Raw genomic sequence first — 14,984 nt, forward strand, 5'->3', positions numbered from 1 at the left:
TTCACGCCATGAACCGCCTGCGCCGACCCGCCCTGCCCCGCCTTGCCACGATGCTCGTCGCACTCGCCGGCGCAACGGTCGGCACGGCGCAGGCCATCGAATTCCGCTCGCTGAGCGAACCCGCGATCATGTACGACGCGCCCTCCGAGCAGGGCAAGCGCCTCTTCATCCTGCGAACCGGCACGCCGGTGGAAGTCGTCGTCACGCTGGACAAATGGATCAAGGTGCGCGAGCCGGGCGGCTCGCTCAACTGGGTCGAGCGCCGGGTGCTGGCCAACCGCCGCACGGTGCTGGTCACCGCGGAACGTGCAGCCGTTCGGCGCGAAGCGCGCGAGGAGTCGCCGCTCAGTTTCGAGGCGGCGCGCAACGTCGTGCTCGAGCTGGCCGAACCGCCGAGCCTCGGCTGGGTGAAGGTTCGCCATGCCGACGGCCAGGTGGGCTACATCCGCGCGGGCGACATATGGGGGCTGTAAGCCGCCAGCGCATCGCCGTGTTCGGCGCCGGCGCCTGGGGCACGGCGCTGGCACAGGCCTTCAGCAGCACGCACGACGTGCGCCTGTGGGCCCGCGACATGGCGCATCTGCAGACCCTGGCGCTGACGCGCGAGAACCGTCGCTACCTGCCCGACGTGCGTCTGAGCGACACACTGGTCTTCGAGCCCGACTTCGCCGTCGCCGCCCAGTCCGCGGACCTGCACCTGGTCGTGACACCGTTGGCGGGCCTGCGCGAGACCGTGCGCGAGCTGCACCGGCTCAAGCCTCGCACACCGCTGCTATGGGCATGCAAGGGGCTGGAAGCCGGCACCGGCCGCCTGCCGCACGAGATCGTCACCGAAGAACTCGGCAGCGACGCGGCCTGCGGCGTGCTGACGGGACCGAGCTTTGCCGCCGAGGTCGCGCGCGGCCTTCCAACCGCAATCACGCTCGCCGCGGCCGACGATCACTTCGCCAGCCGCTGGGTCGCAGCCCTGCACCAGCCTCGCCTGCGGATCTACGCCAACACCGACCTGGTGGGCTGCGAGATCGGTGGCGCGATCAAGAACGTCATGGCGGTCGCTGCCGGCGTCTCCGACGGTCTGGGTTTCGGACTCAACGCACGCGCCGCCCTGATCACACGCGGCCTGGCGGAGATCGCCCGCCTTGCCGCCGCACTCGGCGGCCGCAGCGAAACGCTGATGGGCCTGACCGGCATGGGCGACCTGATCCTGACCTGTACCGGCGACCTGTCGCGCAACCGTCGCGTCGGCCTCGAGCTCGCCAAGGGCAGCACGCTGGCGGACATCCTGCGCGATCTCGGCCACGTGGCCGAAGGGGTATCCACGGCGCGCGAAGTCGTCGCGCTCGCCCGCCGCAAGGGCGTCGAGATGCCGATCTGCGAAGCGGTCGATGCGCTGCTGCATCACGGGCTCGACGCCCGCAGCGCGGTCGAGCGCCTGCTCGCGCGCGATCCGCGGCACGAATAGTCCCTGCTCGGCTAAGCGGCCCCGGCAAAGCCCTGCTGGCGCCAGGCTTCATACACCACCACCGCCACCGCGTTGGACAGGTTGACGCTGCGGTTGGTGGGCCGCATCGGGATGCGGATGCGCATGTCGGCCGCGAACTGCGCCAGCAGCTCCGCCGGCAGCCCCCGGCTCTCCGGGCCGAACACCAGCACGTCGCCTTCGCGGTAGGCCACGCTGTCGTGACGGCGCGAGCCGCGCGTCGTCAGCGCGAAGAAGCGCCGGCCTGCCAGGACTTCCTGGCATGCAACCCAGTCGCGATGCACGGTCACGCAGGTCAGGTCGTGGTAATCCAGCCCGGCGCGAGCCAGATGCTTGTCGGACAGATCGAAGCCGAGCGGCTCGATCAGATGGAGCCGGCTACCGGTATTGGCGGCGAGGCGGATGATGTTGCCGGTGTTGGGCGGAATCTCGGGCTGGAAGAGGACGATTTCGAACATCGGGCAGAGGCTTTCGGGCTGCGCCGGCCAGGCGCGAAGGCCGCAACTGTAGCTCAGCCCGGCGTCGGCGTGCGCGCCACGACGAGATTGCCGACCCAGCTGGCGCCCTGGCGCTTCAGGCAGCACGCGAGTGCGCTCAGCGTGGCGCCGGTCGTCATCACGTCATCGACCACCAGCACCCGCGCACCTGCCAGGGCCAGGTCGCAGTCGAACACCCCGCGCGGACTGCGCAGCCGCGCCTCGCGGTCGAGCGTCGCCTGCGCGGGCGTGTCGCGCACCTTGGCGACCCGCGCCAGTTCCATCGGCAGACCGGATACCCGGGCCAGTGGTCGCGCAATCTCGACGGCCTGGTTGAAGCCGCGCTCGGCCAGTCGCCGCGCATGCAGCGGCATCGGCACAAGGAGATCCGCGCGACGGGCGAACGCGCCGCCGACGGCGCACAACTCCTGGGCCAGGTAACGCGCCACCGACAGCTGGTGGCCGTACTTCAGCGCATGAACCAGGCGATCGACCGGGAATGCATAGTCGAACAGCGCCAGTGTGGCGTCGTAATCCGGCGGCTCGCGCAGGCACTGGGCGCAGGGCCCGCCGTTGAGCCCCGGCAGTGCGCAGACCGGACAGGCGGTGGGTGGCCGCCGTGGCAGCTCGTCGCAGCAGTCTGCGCACAGGCCGTCGGACCCGGCAGACTCGCCGCAGACCAGACAATCCTGCGGCATCAGGACGTCGAGGACGCGGGCCAGCAGGCGGCGGGAGTCACGAGCGAGGTTTGACAAGATTTCCGGCCTTGGCAGAACATGCGAACCTCGCAATTACAGCCCCTCGCGCCGGAAATGACAATGAATTCGACCGCGCCGTCCGACGCCGGGCACTTCTCGCTCGACCACCGCCTGCTGCGACGACGCTTCGAGCGCGCCGCCTCGCACTATGACGAAGCCGATGTCGTGATGCGAGAGATCTCGCGCCGGATGGACGAACGACTCGACTACATCCGCATCGAACCGCGACGCATCCTCGACCTCGGCTGCGGCACCGGCGCCGACCTGCCGAGACTTGCACAACGGTTTCCACAGGCCACGCTGCTGGCAGCCGACTTCGCCGCGCCGATGGTCGCCCGCGCCGGTGCGCGCCTGCAGGCCGAAGCACCCCAGCCCGGCCTGCTGCGCCGCCTGCTGGGCGGCAACCCGCCGCCGCCTCATCTGGTCGCCTCGGCCAATGCCCTGCCCCTGGCTCGCGGCAGCCTCGGGCTGGTGTGGTCCAACCTGATGTTTCCAGCGCTGGACGATCCCCTGCCCGCACTGAAGGAGATCCACCGCACGCTCGAAGTCGGCGGCCTGCTGATGTTCTCGACCCTGGGCCCGGATTCGCTGAAGGAACTGCGCGCCTGTCTGCCGGGCGCCGCCGGCGAACGTGTGCATCGCTTCATCGACATGCACGACCTGGGCGATGCGCTGGTGGGCGCCGGCTTCTCCGACCCGGTGATGGATATGGAGATCCTGACACTGACCTACGCCGACCTCGACGGCCTGCTGCACGACCTGCGCACAAGCGGCGCGGCCAATGCAGCCTCGACGCGACCGCGCGGCCTGTCGGGCCGCGCCGGCTGGGCAAAGGCCCGCGCCGCCTACGAAGCCCTGCGCCAGAATGGCCGCCTGCCGGCCACGCTGGAAATCATCCAGGGTCACGCATGGAAAGCCGCCCCCAAGACCACCGAAGACGGTCGCAGCATCGTCCGCTTCCAGCCCCGTCCGACAGCGCGCTGAGCTGCCGCGACACGCCCCATCGCACCAAGCCCATGCATTCCGACCCCGTCTGGCTGTTCGACCTCGACAACACGCTGCACAACGCCAGCCCGCACATCTTCCCGCACATCAATCGCAGCATGACCGCCTACCTCGAACAGCACCTCGCGCTGTCGAGGGAGGAAGCGAATGCGCTGCGCATGCAATACTGGCACCGCTATGGCGCCACGCTGCTCGGACTGATGCGACACCATGGCACGGACCCGCGGCACTTCCTGGTCGAGACACACCGCTTTGACCGACTGCACGAGATGATGGTGTTCGAGCGCGCGCTGCGCGGCCTGCTGCGCAAGCTGCCGGGGCGCCGCTTCGTGTTCTCGAACGCACCGCGCCACTACGCGCTGGCCGTGCTGGACACCATGGGCATCCGTGACCTGTTCGAAGACGTGATCGGCATCGAGGACCTCGACTACCACCCCAAGCCGGGCATTCGCGGCTATCGCAAGCTGCTGTCGTCGCGTCGGCTGAATCCGGCGCGCTGCATCATGCTGGAGGATTCGGCGGTCAATCTGCGCACGGCCAAGCGCCTGGGCATGCGCACCGTGCTCGTCGGCCGCAACCTGCGCACCCCGGCCTACGTCGACGTCAAGCTTGCCTCGATCCTCGACCTCAGGCGCGCGCTGGGCCGCCTGCTGGGCTGAAGTTCAAACGAGCCGCATCAGCACGGCCCCCACGCCGTAGCCCTCAGGCAGCGCCTGCGCACAAGGCACGAAACCGAGCCGGCGCCAGAAGCCGACCGCGTCGGCCAGCGCCACCAGTTGCAGGCCCCGGTGCTCCGCCGCCCGCGACCAGTCAAGGACCTGCGCGAACAGCCGTCCACCGAGCCGCTCGCCGCGCGCACGCGGAGAAACCGCAAGATCGTGCAGGAAGCCGTGGTCGGCCGCAGGCGGCAGGCTGGCGAGCGGAGCATGCAGCCGCGGCGCGCCCGCGGTCCACGGATGGGCGAAGACATAGCCGAGGCCGACGCCGTCGCGCTCGGCGAACCAGCAGGCATCGGGGGCGAGCCGCAGCTTGCGGGCGAGCACCTCGGCGGATTCCTGGTAATCGTCGCCGTAGGCCTCGCGCTGGATGCGGAGCACCGCGTCGAGGTCGTCCATGCGCATCGCCCGCAGCATCACGGGCGATGTATGCGGCACTCGCGCGATCACGCGCCGGACTTCATCCAGCGCGCGGCGTCGAGCGCGTAGTAGGTCAGGATGCCGTCCGCACCGGCACGCTTGAACGACAGCAGCGCCTCCATCGCGCAGGCCTTTTCGTCGAGCCAGCCATTGGCCCCGGCCGCCTTCAGCATCGCGTACTCGCCGCTGACCTGATAGACATAGGTCGGCACCTCAAGCTCGCGTTTCACGCGACGCACGATGTCCAGGTAGGGCATGCCGGGCTTGACCATGAACATGTCGGCCCCCTCGGCGATGTCGAGCGCGACCTCGCGGATCGCCTCGTCGCTATTGGCCGGGTCCATCTGGTAGGTGTACTTGTTGCCCTTGCCGAGATTGCCGGCCGAGCCCACGGCGTCGCGGAACGGACCGTAGAAGCTCGACGCGTACTTGGCCGAATAGGCGAGGATGCGGGTATGGATGTGGCCGGCGCGATCGAGTTCGGTGCGGATGCGGCCGATGCGGCCGTCCATCATGTCCGACGGCGCCACCACGTCGGCGCCCGCCTGGGCGTGACACAGGGCCTGCTTCGCCAGCGCCTCGAGCGTCTCGTCGTTCATGACGTAGCCGCGCGGGTCCTGCGGGTCGATCAGGCCGTCCTGGCCATGGCTGGTGTAGGGGTCGAGCGCGACGTCGGTGATCACGCCCAGCTCCGGGAAGCGCGCCTTCAGCGCCTGCACGGTACGCGGCACCAGGCCGTCCGGGTTCCACGCCTCTTCGGCGCCATCGGTCTTGCCGGCGGCGTCGATCACCGGGAACAGCGCCAACGCCGGAACGCCCAGCGTCAGCGCCTCTTCTGCCACATGCAGCAGGCGGTCGATCGATACCCGCTCGACCCCTGGCATCGATGCCACCGATTCGGTGCGCTGCTCGCCATCGAGCACGAAAACCGGATAGATCAGGTCGTTGGCCGTGAGCACGTTCTCGCGCATCAGGCGGCGGGAAAAGTCGTCGCGGCGCATGCGGCGCATGCGCGTTGCAGGGAAGGCTCCAGTCGGTCGCATCGGAATCTCGTGATCTGGTTGATTTCGCTCCGTTCATCCGCCGCCACGACACATGCGGTAACGGATGGCTTACGGAACTTTCGGTAAGGGCGGTCTATCTTAGCAAGCAGACGGCAGCGCGCCCCCGCGTCATCCCGTCTCCCGCTTCACCTCCCTGAGCGGGTGCCTCACGCCAGTGAGGCATTTTCACCCCCGACTACTCCCCTGGTCGGGGGTTTTTGTTTTCTGCGTCCGCAATGGCAGGCTCCGCCGCAGGCGCTTCGGCCGCAGGCGCTTCGGCCGCGGGCTCACCGAGGCCCAGCCAACCGGCGATCACGCGCTCGGCCTCCTCGACACCACTTTTCTTCAGGCTAGAGAACAGCTGCACGGTTACCTGCGGCCCCAGCGGCGCCAGTTCGCGCCGGACATCCTGCAGTACCGCCGCCGCCGCGCCGCGCGAGAGCTTGTCGCTCTTGGTCAACAGCACGTGCATCGGTCGGCCCGAGGGCGCGAACCAGTCGATCATCTGCCGGTCGAGCGGCGTCAGCGGATGGCGCGAGTCCATGATCAGCACCAGCCCGATCAGGCTCTCACGCTTCTTCAGGTAATTCTCGATCAGCCCCTGCCACTGCCGCCGCACTTTCTCGGGCACCGCGGCATACCCGTAGCCCGGCAGGTCGACCAGCAAGGCGCCACTGTTGAGGCGGAAGAAGTTGATGAGCTGCGTACGACCGGGCGTCTTCGAAACGAAGGCGAGTCGGACATGGCCTGCAAGCGTGTTGATCGCGCTCGACTTGCCCGCGTTCGAGCGTCCCGCGAAGGCGATCTCCGCACCGGAGGGAGGCGGTAAGCCGGACGGCTTGGCGATCGAGATCTCGAATTGTGCGTTGCGGAACAGGGGCATGAATAAGTGGGGTAAAAGGCCGGCGGACTGCGGAACAAAGCCCACATCGCATCGCGCAACGCGGGTTTCCTGATATAGAATACCGCGTTTGAAACAATCACTCACGGCTTTCCGAGGACATCATGATCAAGCGTTCCCTGCTGCTCTCGTCCCTGTTGCTTGTTGCCGGCGGCCTGCAGGCCCAGGAGCAGGCTCCGGACCTCGCCAAGGCGAAACAGACCGCCGAAACGGTCTGCGTCGCCTGTCACGGCGCTGACGGCAACAGCCAGCTGTCGGCCAACCCGAAGATCGCCGGGCAGCACGAGGACTACCTCTACAAGCAGCTGCGCGAGTTCAAGGGCTGGGACGGTGCCAAGCCCCTGCGCGAGAACGCGGTCATGGGCGCGATGGTCGCCGGCCTCGAAGACGCCGACATGAAGGGCCTGGCGAAGTACTTCGCGTCCTTCGAGCTGCAGCCCGAGCCGGCCAAGAACCTCGAAACCATCGAACTCGGCCAGAAGATCTGGCGTGCAGGCATCGCCGCCAAAGGCGTGCCCGCCTGTGCCGCCTGCCACGGTCCTGCCGGCGCCGGTCTCCCCGCCCAGTATCCGCGCCTGTCGGGCCAGTTCGCCGAATACACCGAAGCCCAGCTCAAGGCCTTCCGTGACGGCGGACGCGACAACGACCCGAACCGCATGATGCGCATGATCGCGCTGAAGATGACCGATGCCGAGATGAAGGCGGTCGCCGACTTCGCGGCTGGCCTGCGCTGAGCACACCCGGCCTTTGACGCGTCCCGTGGAGGGGTGGATTGCTCCACCCCTTTTTCTTTTTCCGGCCGGCCCTGCGCCTGACACCTGACGCCATGGCCGACGCCCTGACCCAATGCCCGGGGGCCTGATGCAACGCGGCACCTCACGCGCCCTGTTCGAGCTGTTGAGCTCGATGCGCTTCGCCATCAGCCTGCTGACCATCCTGTCGATCGCCTCGGTGATCGGCACCGTCATCAAGCAGAACGAACCCTTCAACGCCTACCTGAACCAGTTTGGTCCGTTCTGGTTCCCCGTGTTCGACAAGCTGGGCCTGTACTCGGTCTACAACGCGCCCTGGTTCGTCGTCATCCTCGCCTTCCTCGTGCTGTCGACCTCGCTGTGCATCGTGCGCCAGACCGCGCCCATGCTGCGCGAGATGCGCCACTTCCGCGAGCATGCGCGCGAGGCTTCGCTGCGCCAGTTCGGCCACCAGGCGAGCTTTGCGCCCGCACTCGAAGGGCCGGCCGCGGTGGAGCGTACCCAGGCCTACCTCACCCAGGCCGGCTTCCGTTTCCGCACCGATGCGCGGAGCGACGGCACGCTGGTGGCCGCCAAGCAGGGCAGCACGGGCCGCCTCGGCTACTTCCTCGCCCACGGCGCCATCGTGCTGATCTGCATCGGCGGCCTGCTCGACGGCGACCTGCCGCTGCGAATCCAGATGTGGGCCGGCGACAAGCAGCCCACCGCCGGCAACCAGCTCATCGCCGGCATTCCCGACGCGGCACGGATGAGCGAATCCAACCCGAGCTTCCGCGGCAACGTCTTCATCCCCGAGGGCCGCTCGGCGAACGTCGCGGTGCTCGCCGTCGGCGACAACATCCTGCTGCAGGAACTGCCGTTCACGATCTCGCTGAAGAAGTTCCACATCGACCACTACGAGAACGGGATGCCCAAGCGCTTCGCCAGCGACATCCTCGTCACCGACGACGAGAGCGGCGAGAGCTTCGAGCACACGATCGAGGTGAACAAGCCGCTCGAACATCGCGGCATCACGCTGTACCAGTCGAGCTTCGACGACGGCGGCTCGATCCTCGAACTCGTCGGCCACAGCCTGCTGGTGGGTGAAGCCGGCAAGCTGCTCGAGTTCAAGGCCGAGGTCGGCGAAGCGCGCCGGATCGAACACCCGAAGTTCAAGTACACGCTCGAGCTGACGAATTTCAGGGCCTTCAACGTCGAGGAAATGGGCGAAGGCGGCAATGCCACCGAGACCGCGCGCGGCATGGCCAGGCTGCAGGAGCACCTCGGCAGCGGCGCGAAGACGCCGCACGAGAAGGATCTGCGCAACATCGGCCCGAGCTACACCTTCAAGCTGCGCGACGAAGCCGGCCAGGCACGCGAGTTCCAGAACTACATGCTGCCGATCGTGCAGGGCGGCCGCTGGTTCATGTACTCGGGTACGCGCGACGCCCAGTCCGAGCCCTTCCGCTACATCCGCCTGCCGCTGGACGAGGACGGCCGCATCGACACCTGGTTCGCGCTGCGTCAGATGATGTTCGATCCGGAGAATCGCGCCGAGATCGCCGCGCGCTTTGCCGCACGCAGCTTCGGCCTCGACGACGCCCGCGCCCAGATGCGCGATGCGCTGGCCCAGACCGCCGCCCACACGCTCACGCTGTTCGCCGACCGCGGCTACGAGTCGGTGGGCCGCTTCCTCGAGAGCACCGTCGCCGCGGGCGAACAGGAGCGCGCCGCCGACGTGTTCGTCAAGATCCTGCAGGGCCTCGCCTGGGAAGCCTGGGCGCTGGCGCGCGAGCGCAGCGGCATGACGCCGCTCGAGCTGAACCAGGCCCGCGCCCAGTACCTCAACGACACGCTGGCGGCGCTCTCGGACAGCCTCTTCTACGGCGTGCCGGTCTTCCTGCAGCTGATGTCGTACGAGGAACGCCAGGCCACGGTGCTGCAGGCGACCCGTTCGCCGGGCCAGCCGCTCGTTTACCTGGGTTCGCTGCTGCTGGTACTGGGCGTGTTCGCGATGCTGTACATCCGCGAACGTCGCCTGTTCGTGCTGCTGAAACCGAACGAGGCCCTAGTGGCGATGTCTTCGAACCGCAAGGCGATGGATGTGGACGAGACTTTCCAGCGCCACGTGGACGGCCTGCGCGCCGCTCTCGGCACCGCCCCGACCGACTCACCCCTTGCCGCAACCGACCCCGTCAGAGGTTCATGATGGACATCGCCCAGCCTCGCCCCTCCAGCCCGACCAACCTGCCGCCCGAGGCACTGCCCCCCCGGCGTCACTGGCTGCGCCAGCTCGGCGCGCTCGACTGGCTCTATGCCTTCGCCCTGGTGCTCGGTGCGATCTTCGCGCTGCGCGAGTACGGCGACTTCATGGATGTGTACGACAAGGGCATCCTGATCCTGCACGTCCCGATCCTCGCCGCGATCGGCTGGCACTGGAAGGCCTTCCGCCCCTATCTCGCCGCCGTCACCGTGCTGTCGCTGACGGCGATCTGGCTCTATCAGGGCGACCTTGCGCGTGCCGAGCAGACCTTCTTCCTGAAGTACCTGATCTCGAGCCAGACCGCGATCATGTGGATGAGCGCGCTCATCTTCATCGCCACCGGCGCCTACTGGCTGGGCCTGCTGGCGCGCTCGGACTTCGGCGACCGCACTGGCACGGCACTGACCTGGATCGCCGTCGTCATGGGCACGACCGGCCTCTTCGTGCGCTGGTACGAGTCCTACCTGGTCGGCCCCGACGTCGGCCACATCCCGATCAGCAACCTGTACGAAGTCTTCGTGCTGTTCTCGCTGATGACCGCCCTGCTCTATCTGTACTACGAACTGCGCTACGCCACCCGCAAGCTGGGCGCCTTCGTGCTGCTGGTGATCTCGGCCGCGGTGGCCTTCCTGCTGTGGTACACCTTCACCCGCGGCGCACACGAGATCCAACCGCTGATCCCGGCGCTGCAGTCCTACTGGATGAAGGTCCACGTGCCGACCAACTTCATCGGCTACGGCGCCTTCGCACTGGCAGCGATGGTGGGCAGCGCCTACCTGCTGGCCGAACGCGGCCTGCTCGCCTCGCGCCTGCCTGCGCTGCGGGTACTGGAAGACGTGATGTACAAGTCGATCGCGATCGGCTTCGCCTTCTTCACCATCGCCACCATTCTCGGCGCACTGTGGGCGGCCGAAGCCTGGGGCACCTACTGGCAGTGGGACCCGAAGGAGACCTGGGCCCTGATCGTGTGGCTGAACTACGCCACCTGGCTGCACATGCGCCTCACCAAAGGCCTGCGCGGCGCGCTGCTGGCGTGGTGGGCAGTGGTCGGCCTGCTGGTGACGAGCTTCGCCTTCATCGGCGTCAACATGTTCCTGTCGGGCCTGCACTCCTACGGCGCGCTGTAAGCCGCGCCAGGCCCTGCCTCATCCCTTGCGCGGACGGGACAGCCTGTCCAGTTCCGCCGCGCTGAATCCCGCCGCCCGCCGCGCCTCGATGTGGAGCGGCGGCTGCGGCCGCGGTGCGCGGAAGTCGTCGATCAGTTGCAGGTAGGTCGCCTCCGGCTCCAGCCCGCGCGCAGCGCACTGCTGGCGAAACCAGCGGTCGCCGATGGCGACGTGGCCGATCTCGTCGCGCAGGATGATCTCCAGCACGGCAACGCTCTCTGTATCGCCGATCGCCTTCAGCTTCTTCATGATCGGCGGCGTCGCATCCAGCCCGCGCGCCTCCAGCACCCGTGGCACCAGCGCCATCCGCGCGAGCAGGTCGTGCGCCGTGCGGCAGGCCATGTCCCACAGGCCGTCGTGCGCGGGAAAATCGCCGTAATCGAAGCCCAGCGCCTGCAGGCGCGCCACCACCAGCCCGAAGTGATCGGCCTCCTCGGCCGCGACCTTGAGCCAGTCGTCGTGGAAGGCGGTCGGCTGGCCGCGGAAGCGATGCACGCAGTCGAGCGCGAGGTTGATCGCGTTGAACTCGATGTGCGCAATTGCGTGCAGCAGCGCAGCATGGCCTTCGCGACTCCCGGGACGGCGCCCCGCCAACTGTGCCGGCGACACGAGTTCGGGCCGCGCCGGACGCCCCGGCTCGCGCAGCGGCTCGACGATGTCGGCCGCGCGCGTCACGACCCGCGTTCCCGCCAACCAGTCCGCGCGCAGCGCAGTTGTCGACGCGCATTTCTGCCGGGGGTCGCTGATCATCAGGGCGGCCAGCGCCGCATCATGTACCGAGGCTTGCATGGGCGCGGAGTCTAGCAAAAGCCCGCCCCTGCGGCGCCATCGTCGCCGTGCATCCACACCCGGGCCGCCAATGTGGGAAAATGGCGGCCGTCGCGACCCAGCCGGGTCGCCCCTCCCGGACCCACGCAGATGACTCAGTCCACTTCTGGCGGCGACGCGGGACGCAATTTCCTGAGTGTCGCCGATGCACGCAGCCTGATCCTCGATGCCCTGTCGCCGATCGACGGCTGGGAGCGTGTCGCGGTACGCGCTGCGCTCGGCCGCGTGCTGGCGCGCGACGTGATCGCGCCCTACAACGTGCCGGCGCATGACAATTCCGCGATGGACGGCTACGCCGTGCGCGCCGCCGACCTCGCGTCCGACGCGGAAACTGCGCTGGCGGTGGTTGGCACCGCCTTCGCCGGACGCCCGTTCTCGGGCATCGTCGGGCCCGGCCAGGCCGTACGCATCATGACCGGCGCCGCAATCCCGCAGGGCGCGGACACCATTGTCGTGCAGGAAGTCGCCCGCCGCGAACACGACCGCGTCTTCGTCCCCACCGGCCAGAAGCGGGGCCAGAACCTTCGCCATGCCGGCGAGGATCTTGCCGAAGGCAGCATCGCCCTGGCGGCCGGCACGCTCTGCGGCCCGGCGGAACTCGGCCTGATCGCCTCGCTCGGCATCGCCGAGGTCGTCGTGCAGCGCCGCCTGCGCGTGGCCTTCTTCTCCACCGGCGACGAGATCGCATCCATCGGCCGGCCGCTGGCGCCGGGCGAGGTCTACGACAGCAACCGCTACACGCTGTTCGGTGCGCTCTCGCGCCTGGGCTGCGAACTGCTCGACATGGGCGTCATTCCCGACGAGCCGGCCGCGCTCGAGGCTGCCTTCCGCGACGCCTCGCTGGCAGCCGACGTCATCATCACCAGTGGCGGCGTATCGGTCGGCGAGGCCGATTTCATCCGCGAGATGATGGCGCGCATGGGCGAAGTCTCGTTCTGGAAGCTCGCGATCAAGCCCGGCCGGCCGATGGCCTTCGGCCGTATCGGCAAGGCCATGCTGTTCGGCCTGCCCGGCAACCCGGTCGCAGTGCTGGTGACCTTCTACCAGTTCGTGCAGGACGCGCTGCTGACACTGATGGGCGTCACCCCGCTGCCGCCGGCCGAACGCTTCGCGGTCCGCGCCGACTTCGCCCTGCGCAAGCAACCCGGCCGCGTCGAGTACCTGCGCGGACGCCTGCAGCGCGACGGCGCCGAGCTCTCGGTCGCCATCGCTGGCGCCCAGGGCTCGGGCGTGCTGCGTTCGATGTCCGAAGCCGACTGTTTCATCGTGCTGCCGGAAGACTGCACCGCGGTGCAGCCCGGCGACGCTGTTTTCGTACAACCTTTCAATGGCCTGGTCTGAGAACCGGGAAACACACATGACCCAGGACGAACTCAAGAAAGCCGCCGCCCTCGCCGCCCTCGACTACATCGAGGGCGGCAGCATCGTCGGCGTCGGTACCGGCTCGACCGTCAATCATTTCATCGACGGCCTGGCCGGGATGCGCGACCGCATCCGCGGCGCCGTCTCCAGCTCCGAGGCGAGCTCGAAGCGCCTCGCCGCACACGGCATCCAGGTGTTCGATCTCAACGACATCGACAGCATCCCGGTGTATGTCGACGGCGCAGACGAGATCGACGGCAGTTTTGCGATGATCAAGGGCGGCGGCGGCGCGCTGACGCGGGAGAAAATCGTCGCCGCGGTGTCGAAGCGCTTCATCTGCATCTGCGACGCCAGCAAGCGGGTCCTCACCCTGGGCCGCTTCCCGCTTCCGGTCGAAGTCATCCCGATGGCACGCAGCCACGTCGCCCGCGAACTCGCCCGCCTCGGCGGCGAACCGCGGCTGCGCGAAGACTTCGTCACCGACAACGGCAACCTGATCCTGGACGTCCACGGACTGGCGATCAGCGACCCCGTCGGCACCGAGACCCGCGTCAACCAGATCGTCGGCGTCGTCACCAACGGTCTCTTCGCCGAGCGCGGCGCCGACCTGCTGCTGCTCGCCGGCAGCCACGGCGTGGAACGGCTGCAGCGCCCCTGACCCGGTGCCGCAGAGGTTTCAGCGGGATGACTTGCAACAAAACCTTAACCTTGTGCTGCTAGCCTCCATGCTTCTCTCGAACGGATCACGGCGAAGATGACGCAACACACCTACAAGCAGTTCAACGTCGAACTGGAAGAAATCCGCAGCGGCGTGCTGCAAATGGGCGGACTGGTCGAATCACAGGTCAAGAACGCGCTGGAAGGCCTGCGCACCGGCGACCTCGCCCTGCTCGACCAGATCATCGACGAGGACCAGCGCGTCAATCTGATGCAGAAGGAACTCGACGTCGAGTGCAACCACATCATCGCCAAGCGCCAACCGGCCGCGGTCGACCTGCGCCTGGTGATGACCGTCATCAAGTCGGTTGGCGACCTCGAACGCATCGGCGACGAAGCCAAGAAAATCGCCAAGGCCGCAAAGCGCCTTCATTCGAGCGAAGTCACCTTCACGCCGCGCGTCGACCTGTCGCATGCCGCCCAGCTCGCACTGTCGATGCTGCATTCGTCACTTGACGCCTTCGCCCGTGCCGACGCCAGCGTCGCCCCGCGCATCAAACGCCAGGATGCCGAAGTGGACGCGAACTTCAAGGCGACCATGCGCCAGCTGATTACCTACATGATGGAAGACCCGCGCACGATCACCAACAGCATCGAGCTGCTGTTCGCCGCCAAGGCGATCGAACGCGTCGGCGACCACGCGATGAATATCGCCGAATACGTTGTCTTCCTCGTGGAGGGCGAGGACGTGCGCTACGCGAAGGCCGAAGCCCGCCTCGGCGACAAGAGCTGACACGCACAGCAACCGCCCGACTTACGGCCGCAGACAGTAAAAGAGGGATGGCTCAGCCACCCCTCTTTTGCTTTGCAGTGCGTGCGACGGACAGCGCCCGCCGCCCACGCCTTACTGCGCGGGCGGAACGTAGCCGCTGATCTGGTCGGCGCCGCCTTCGAAGAAGTGCTTCTCCATCTGCTCCGCCAGGTACTTGCGCGCACGCGCGTCCATCAGGTTCAGGCGGTTCTCGTTGATCAGCATGGTCTGGTACTTGACCCATTGCTGCCACGCCTCCTTCGACACATTGTCGAAGATGCGCTTACCGAGCGCGCCCGGCACCGGGGGAAGATCCAGGCCTTCCGCCTCGCGACCGAGTTTCACGCAGTTAACCATGCGAGCCATG

The 14,984-nt window shown here is 67.8% G+C and carries 17 protein-coding genes; 10 read left to right on the forward strand and 7 right to left on the reverse strand.

Features of this window, described 5'->3' with window-relative positions; genetic code table 11:
• Positions 1 to 8 precede the first annotated feature (8 nt).
• Together AC731_RS09885 and AC731_RS09890 are read left to right on the forward strand one after the other, a co-directional pair.
• The gene (locus AC731_RS09885) at positions 9 to 473 is read left to right on the forward strand and encodes an SH3 domain-containing protein (protein ID WP_048705691.1); all 465 of its coding nucleotides are present in this window, start codon (positions 9 to 11) and stop codon (positions 471 to 473) included.
• Positions 461 to 1,462 carry an NAD(P)H-dependent glycerol-3-phosphate dehydrogenase gene (locus AC731_RS09890; protein WP_048705692.1) on the forward strand — a complete coding sequence of 334 codons (1,002 nt, stop codon included), beginning with the start codon at positions 461 to 463 and terminating at the stop codon, positions 1,460 to 1,462. Before AC731_RS09885 ends, AC731_RS09890 begins: the two co-directional genes overlap by 13 nt.
• Before the next feature lie 11 nt (positions 1,463 to 1,473).
• Here the strand turns inward: AC731_RS09890 and AC731_RS09895 are convergent, their stop codons facing one another.
• Both AC731_RS09895 and AC731_RS09900 read right to left on the reverse strand, forming a co-directional pair.
• Positions 1,474 to 1,938 carry a tRNA (cytidine(34)-2'-O)-methyltransferase gene (locus tag AC731_RS09895; RefSeq protein WP_048705693.1) on the reverse strand — a complete coding sequence of 155 codons (465 nt, stop codon included), beginning with the start codon at positions 1,936 to 1,938 and terminating at the stop codon, positions 1,474 to 1,476.
• Between the two features lie 53 nt (positions 1,939 to 1,991).
• Complete coding sequence (locus tag AC731_RS09900) at positions 1,992 to 2,711, reverse strand: ComF family protein (protein ID WP_048705695.1); 720 nt, start codon at positions 2,709 to 2,711, stop codon at positions 1,992 to 1,994.
• A 63-nt stretch (positions 2,712 to 2,774) separates the two neighbouring features.
• Between AC731_RS09900 and AC731_RS09905 the strand changes: the two genes are divergently transcribed.
• Both AC731_RS09905 and AC731_RS09910 read left to right on the forward strand, forming a co-directional pair.
• Positions 2,775 to 3,698 (forward strand): methyltransferase domain-containing protein, encoded by a 924-nt coding sequence (locus AC731_RS09905; protein WP_048705697.1) that lies wholly within the window; start codon positions 2,775 to 2,777, stop codon positions 3,696 to 3,698.
• Positions 3,699 to 3,730: 32 nt separating this feature from the next.
• Entirely contained in the window at positions 3,731 to 4,378 is a 648-nt protein-coding gene (locus AC731_RS09910; protein ID WP_004263036.1) for a pyrimidine 5'-nucleotidase, read from the forward strand.
• Positions 4,379 to 4,381: 3 nt separating this feature from the next.
• Here the strand turns inward: AC731_RS09910 and AC731_RS09915 are convergent, their stop codons facing one another.
• The 3 genes from AC731_RS09915 to yihA form a co-directional block, all read right to left on the reverse strand.
• Positions 4,382 to 4,834: a GNAT family N-acetyltransferase gene (locus tag AC731_RS09915; RefSeq protein WP_237266513.1), complete on the reverse strand. Its 453-nt coding sequence runs from the start codon at positions 4,832 to 4,834 to the stop codon at positions 4,382 to 4,384.
• A gap of 47 nt (positions 4,835 to 4,881) precedes the next feature.
• Positions 4,882 to 5,898 carry a porphobilinogen synthase gene (hemB, locus tag AC731_RS09920; RefSeq protein WP_004263032.1) on the reverse strand — a complete coding sequence of 339 codons (1,017 nt, stop codon included), beginning with the start codon at positions 5,896 to 5,898 and terminating at the stop codon, positions 4,882 to 4,884.
• A 196-nt stretch (positions 5,899 to 6,094) separates the two neighbouring features.
• Positions 6,095 to 6,781 (reverse strand): ribosome biogenesis GTP-binding protein YihA/YsxC, encoded by a 687-nt coding sequence (gene yihA / locus AC731_RS09925; RefSeq protein ID WP_004263031.1) that lies wholly within the window; start codon positions 6,779 to 6,781, stop codon positions 6,095 to 6,097.
• A 122-nt stretch (positions 6,782 to 6,903) separates the two neighbouring features.
• Here yihA and AC731_RS09930 point away from each other — a divergent pair, with 122 nt between their 5' ends.
• The 3 genes from AC731_RS09930 (at position 6,904) to ccsB (ending at position 10,920) form a co-directional block, all read left to right on the forward strand.
• Positions 6,904 to 7,533 carry a c-type cytochrome gene (locus AC731_RS09930; RefSeq protein ID WP_004263029.1) on the forward strand — a complete coding sequence of 210 codons (630 nt, stop codon included), beginning with the start codon at positions 6,904 to 6,906 and terminating at the stop codon, positions 7,531 to 7,533.
• Positions 7,534 to 7,660: 127 nt separating this feature from the next.
• Positions 7,661 to 9,739, forward strand: coding sequence for a cytochrome c biogenesis protein ResB (locus AC731_RS09935; RefSeq protein WP_038012017.1), 2,079 nt, complete (start codon positions 7,661 to 7,663; stop codon positions 9,737 to 9,739).
• Positions 9,736 to 10,920: a c-type cytochrome biogenesis protein CcsB gene (gene ccsB / locus AC731_RS09940; RefSeq protein ID WP_232435114.1), complete on the forward strand. Its 1,185-nt coding sequence runs from the start codon at positions 9,736 to 9,738 to the stop codon at positions 10,918 to 10,920. Before AC731_RS09935 ends, ccsB begins: the two co-directional genes overlap by 4 nt.
• 18 nt (positions 10,921 to 10,938) lie before the next feature.
• Here ccsB and AC731_RS09945 read toward each other — a convergent pair whose 3' ends face one another.
• A complete protein-coding gene (locus AC731_RS09945; RefSeq protein ID WP_048705701.1) occupies positions 10,939 to 11,748 on the reverse strand; it encodes a ferritin-like domain-containing protein in 810 nt (269 codons plus the stop codon).
• Between the two features lie 129 nt (positions 11,749 to 11,877).
• Here AC731_RS09945 and moeA point away from each other — a divergent pair, with 129 nt between their 5' ends.
• From moeA to phoU, 3 genes are all read left to right on the forward strand, one after another.
• Positions 11,878 to 13,128, forward strand: a complete 1,251-nt coding sequence (gene moeA, locus AC731_RS09950) for a molybdopterin molybdotransferase MoeA (protein WP_048705703.1) — start codon at positions 11,878 to 11,880, stop codon at positions 13,126 to 13,128.
• A gap of 16 nt (positions 13,129 to 13,144) precedes the next feature.
• Positions 13,145 to 13,807, forward strand: coding sequence for a ribose-5-phosphate isomerase RpiA (gene rpiA, locus AC731_RS09955; RefSeq protein ID WP_048705706.1), 663 nt, complete (start codon positions 13,145 to 13,147; stop codon positions 13,805 to 13,807).
• A gap of 96 nt (positions 13,808 to 13,903) precedes the next feature.
• Positions 13,904 to 14,599, forward strand: coding sequence for a phosphate signaling complex protein PhoU (gene phoU / locus AC731_RS09960; protein ID WP_048705709.1), 696 nt, complete (start codon positions 13,904 to 13,906; stop codon positions 14,597 to 14,599).
• A 111-nt stretch (positions 14,600 to 14,710) separates the two neighbouring features.
• Here phoU and AC731_RS09965 read toward each other — a convergent pair whose 3' ends face one another.
• Positions 14,711 to 14,983 (reverse strand): oxidative damage protection protein, encoded by a 273-nt coding sequence (locus AC731_RS09965; protein WP_004263011.1) that lies wholly within the window; start codon positions 14,981 to 14,983, stop codon positions 14,711 to 14,713.
• Between the last annotated feature and the right edge of the window lies 1 nt (position 14,984).

The organism is Thauera humireducens (genome assembly GCF_001051995.2).
In the GTDB taxonomy this organism is placed as follows: domain Bacteria; phylum Pseudomonadota; class Gammaproteobacteria; order Burkholderiales; family Rhodocyclaceae; genus Thauera; species Thauera humireducens.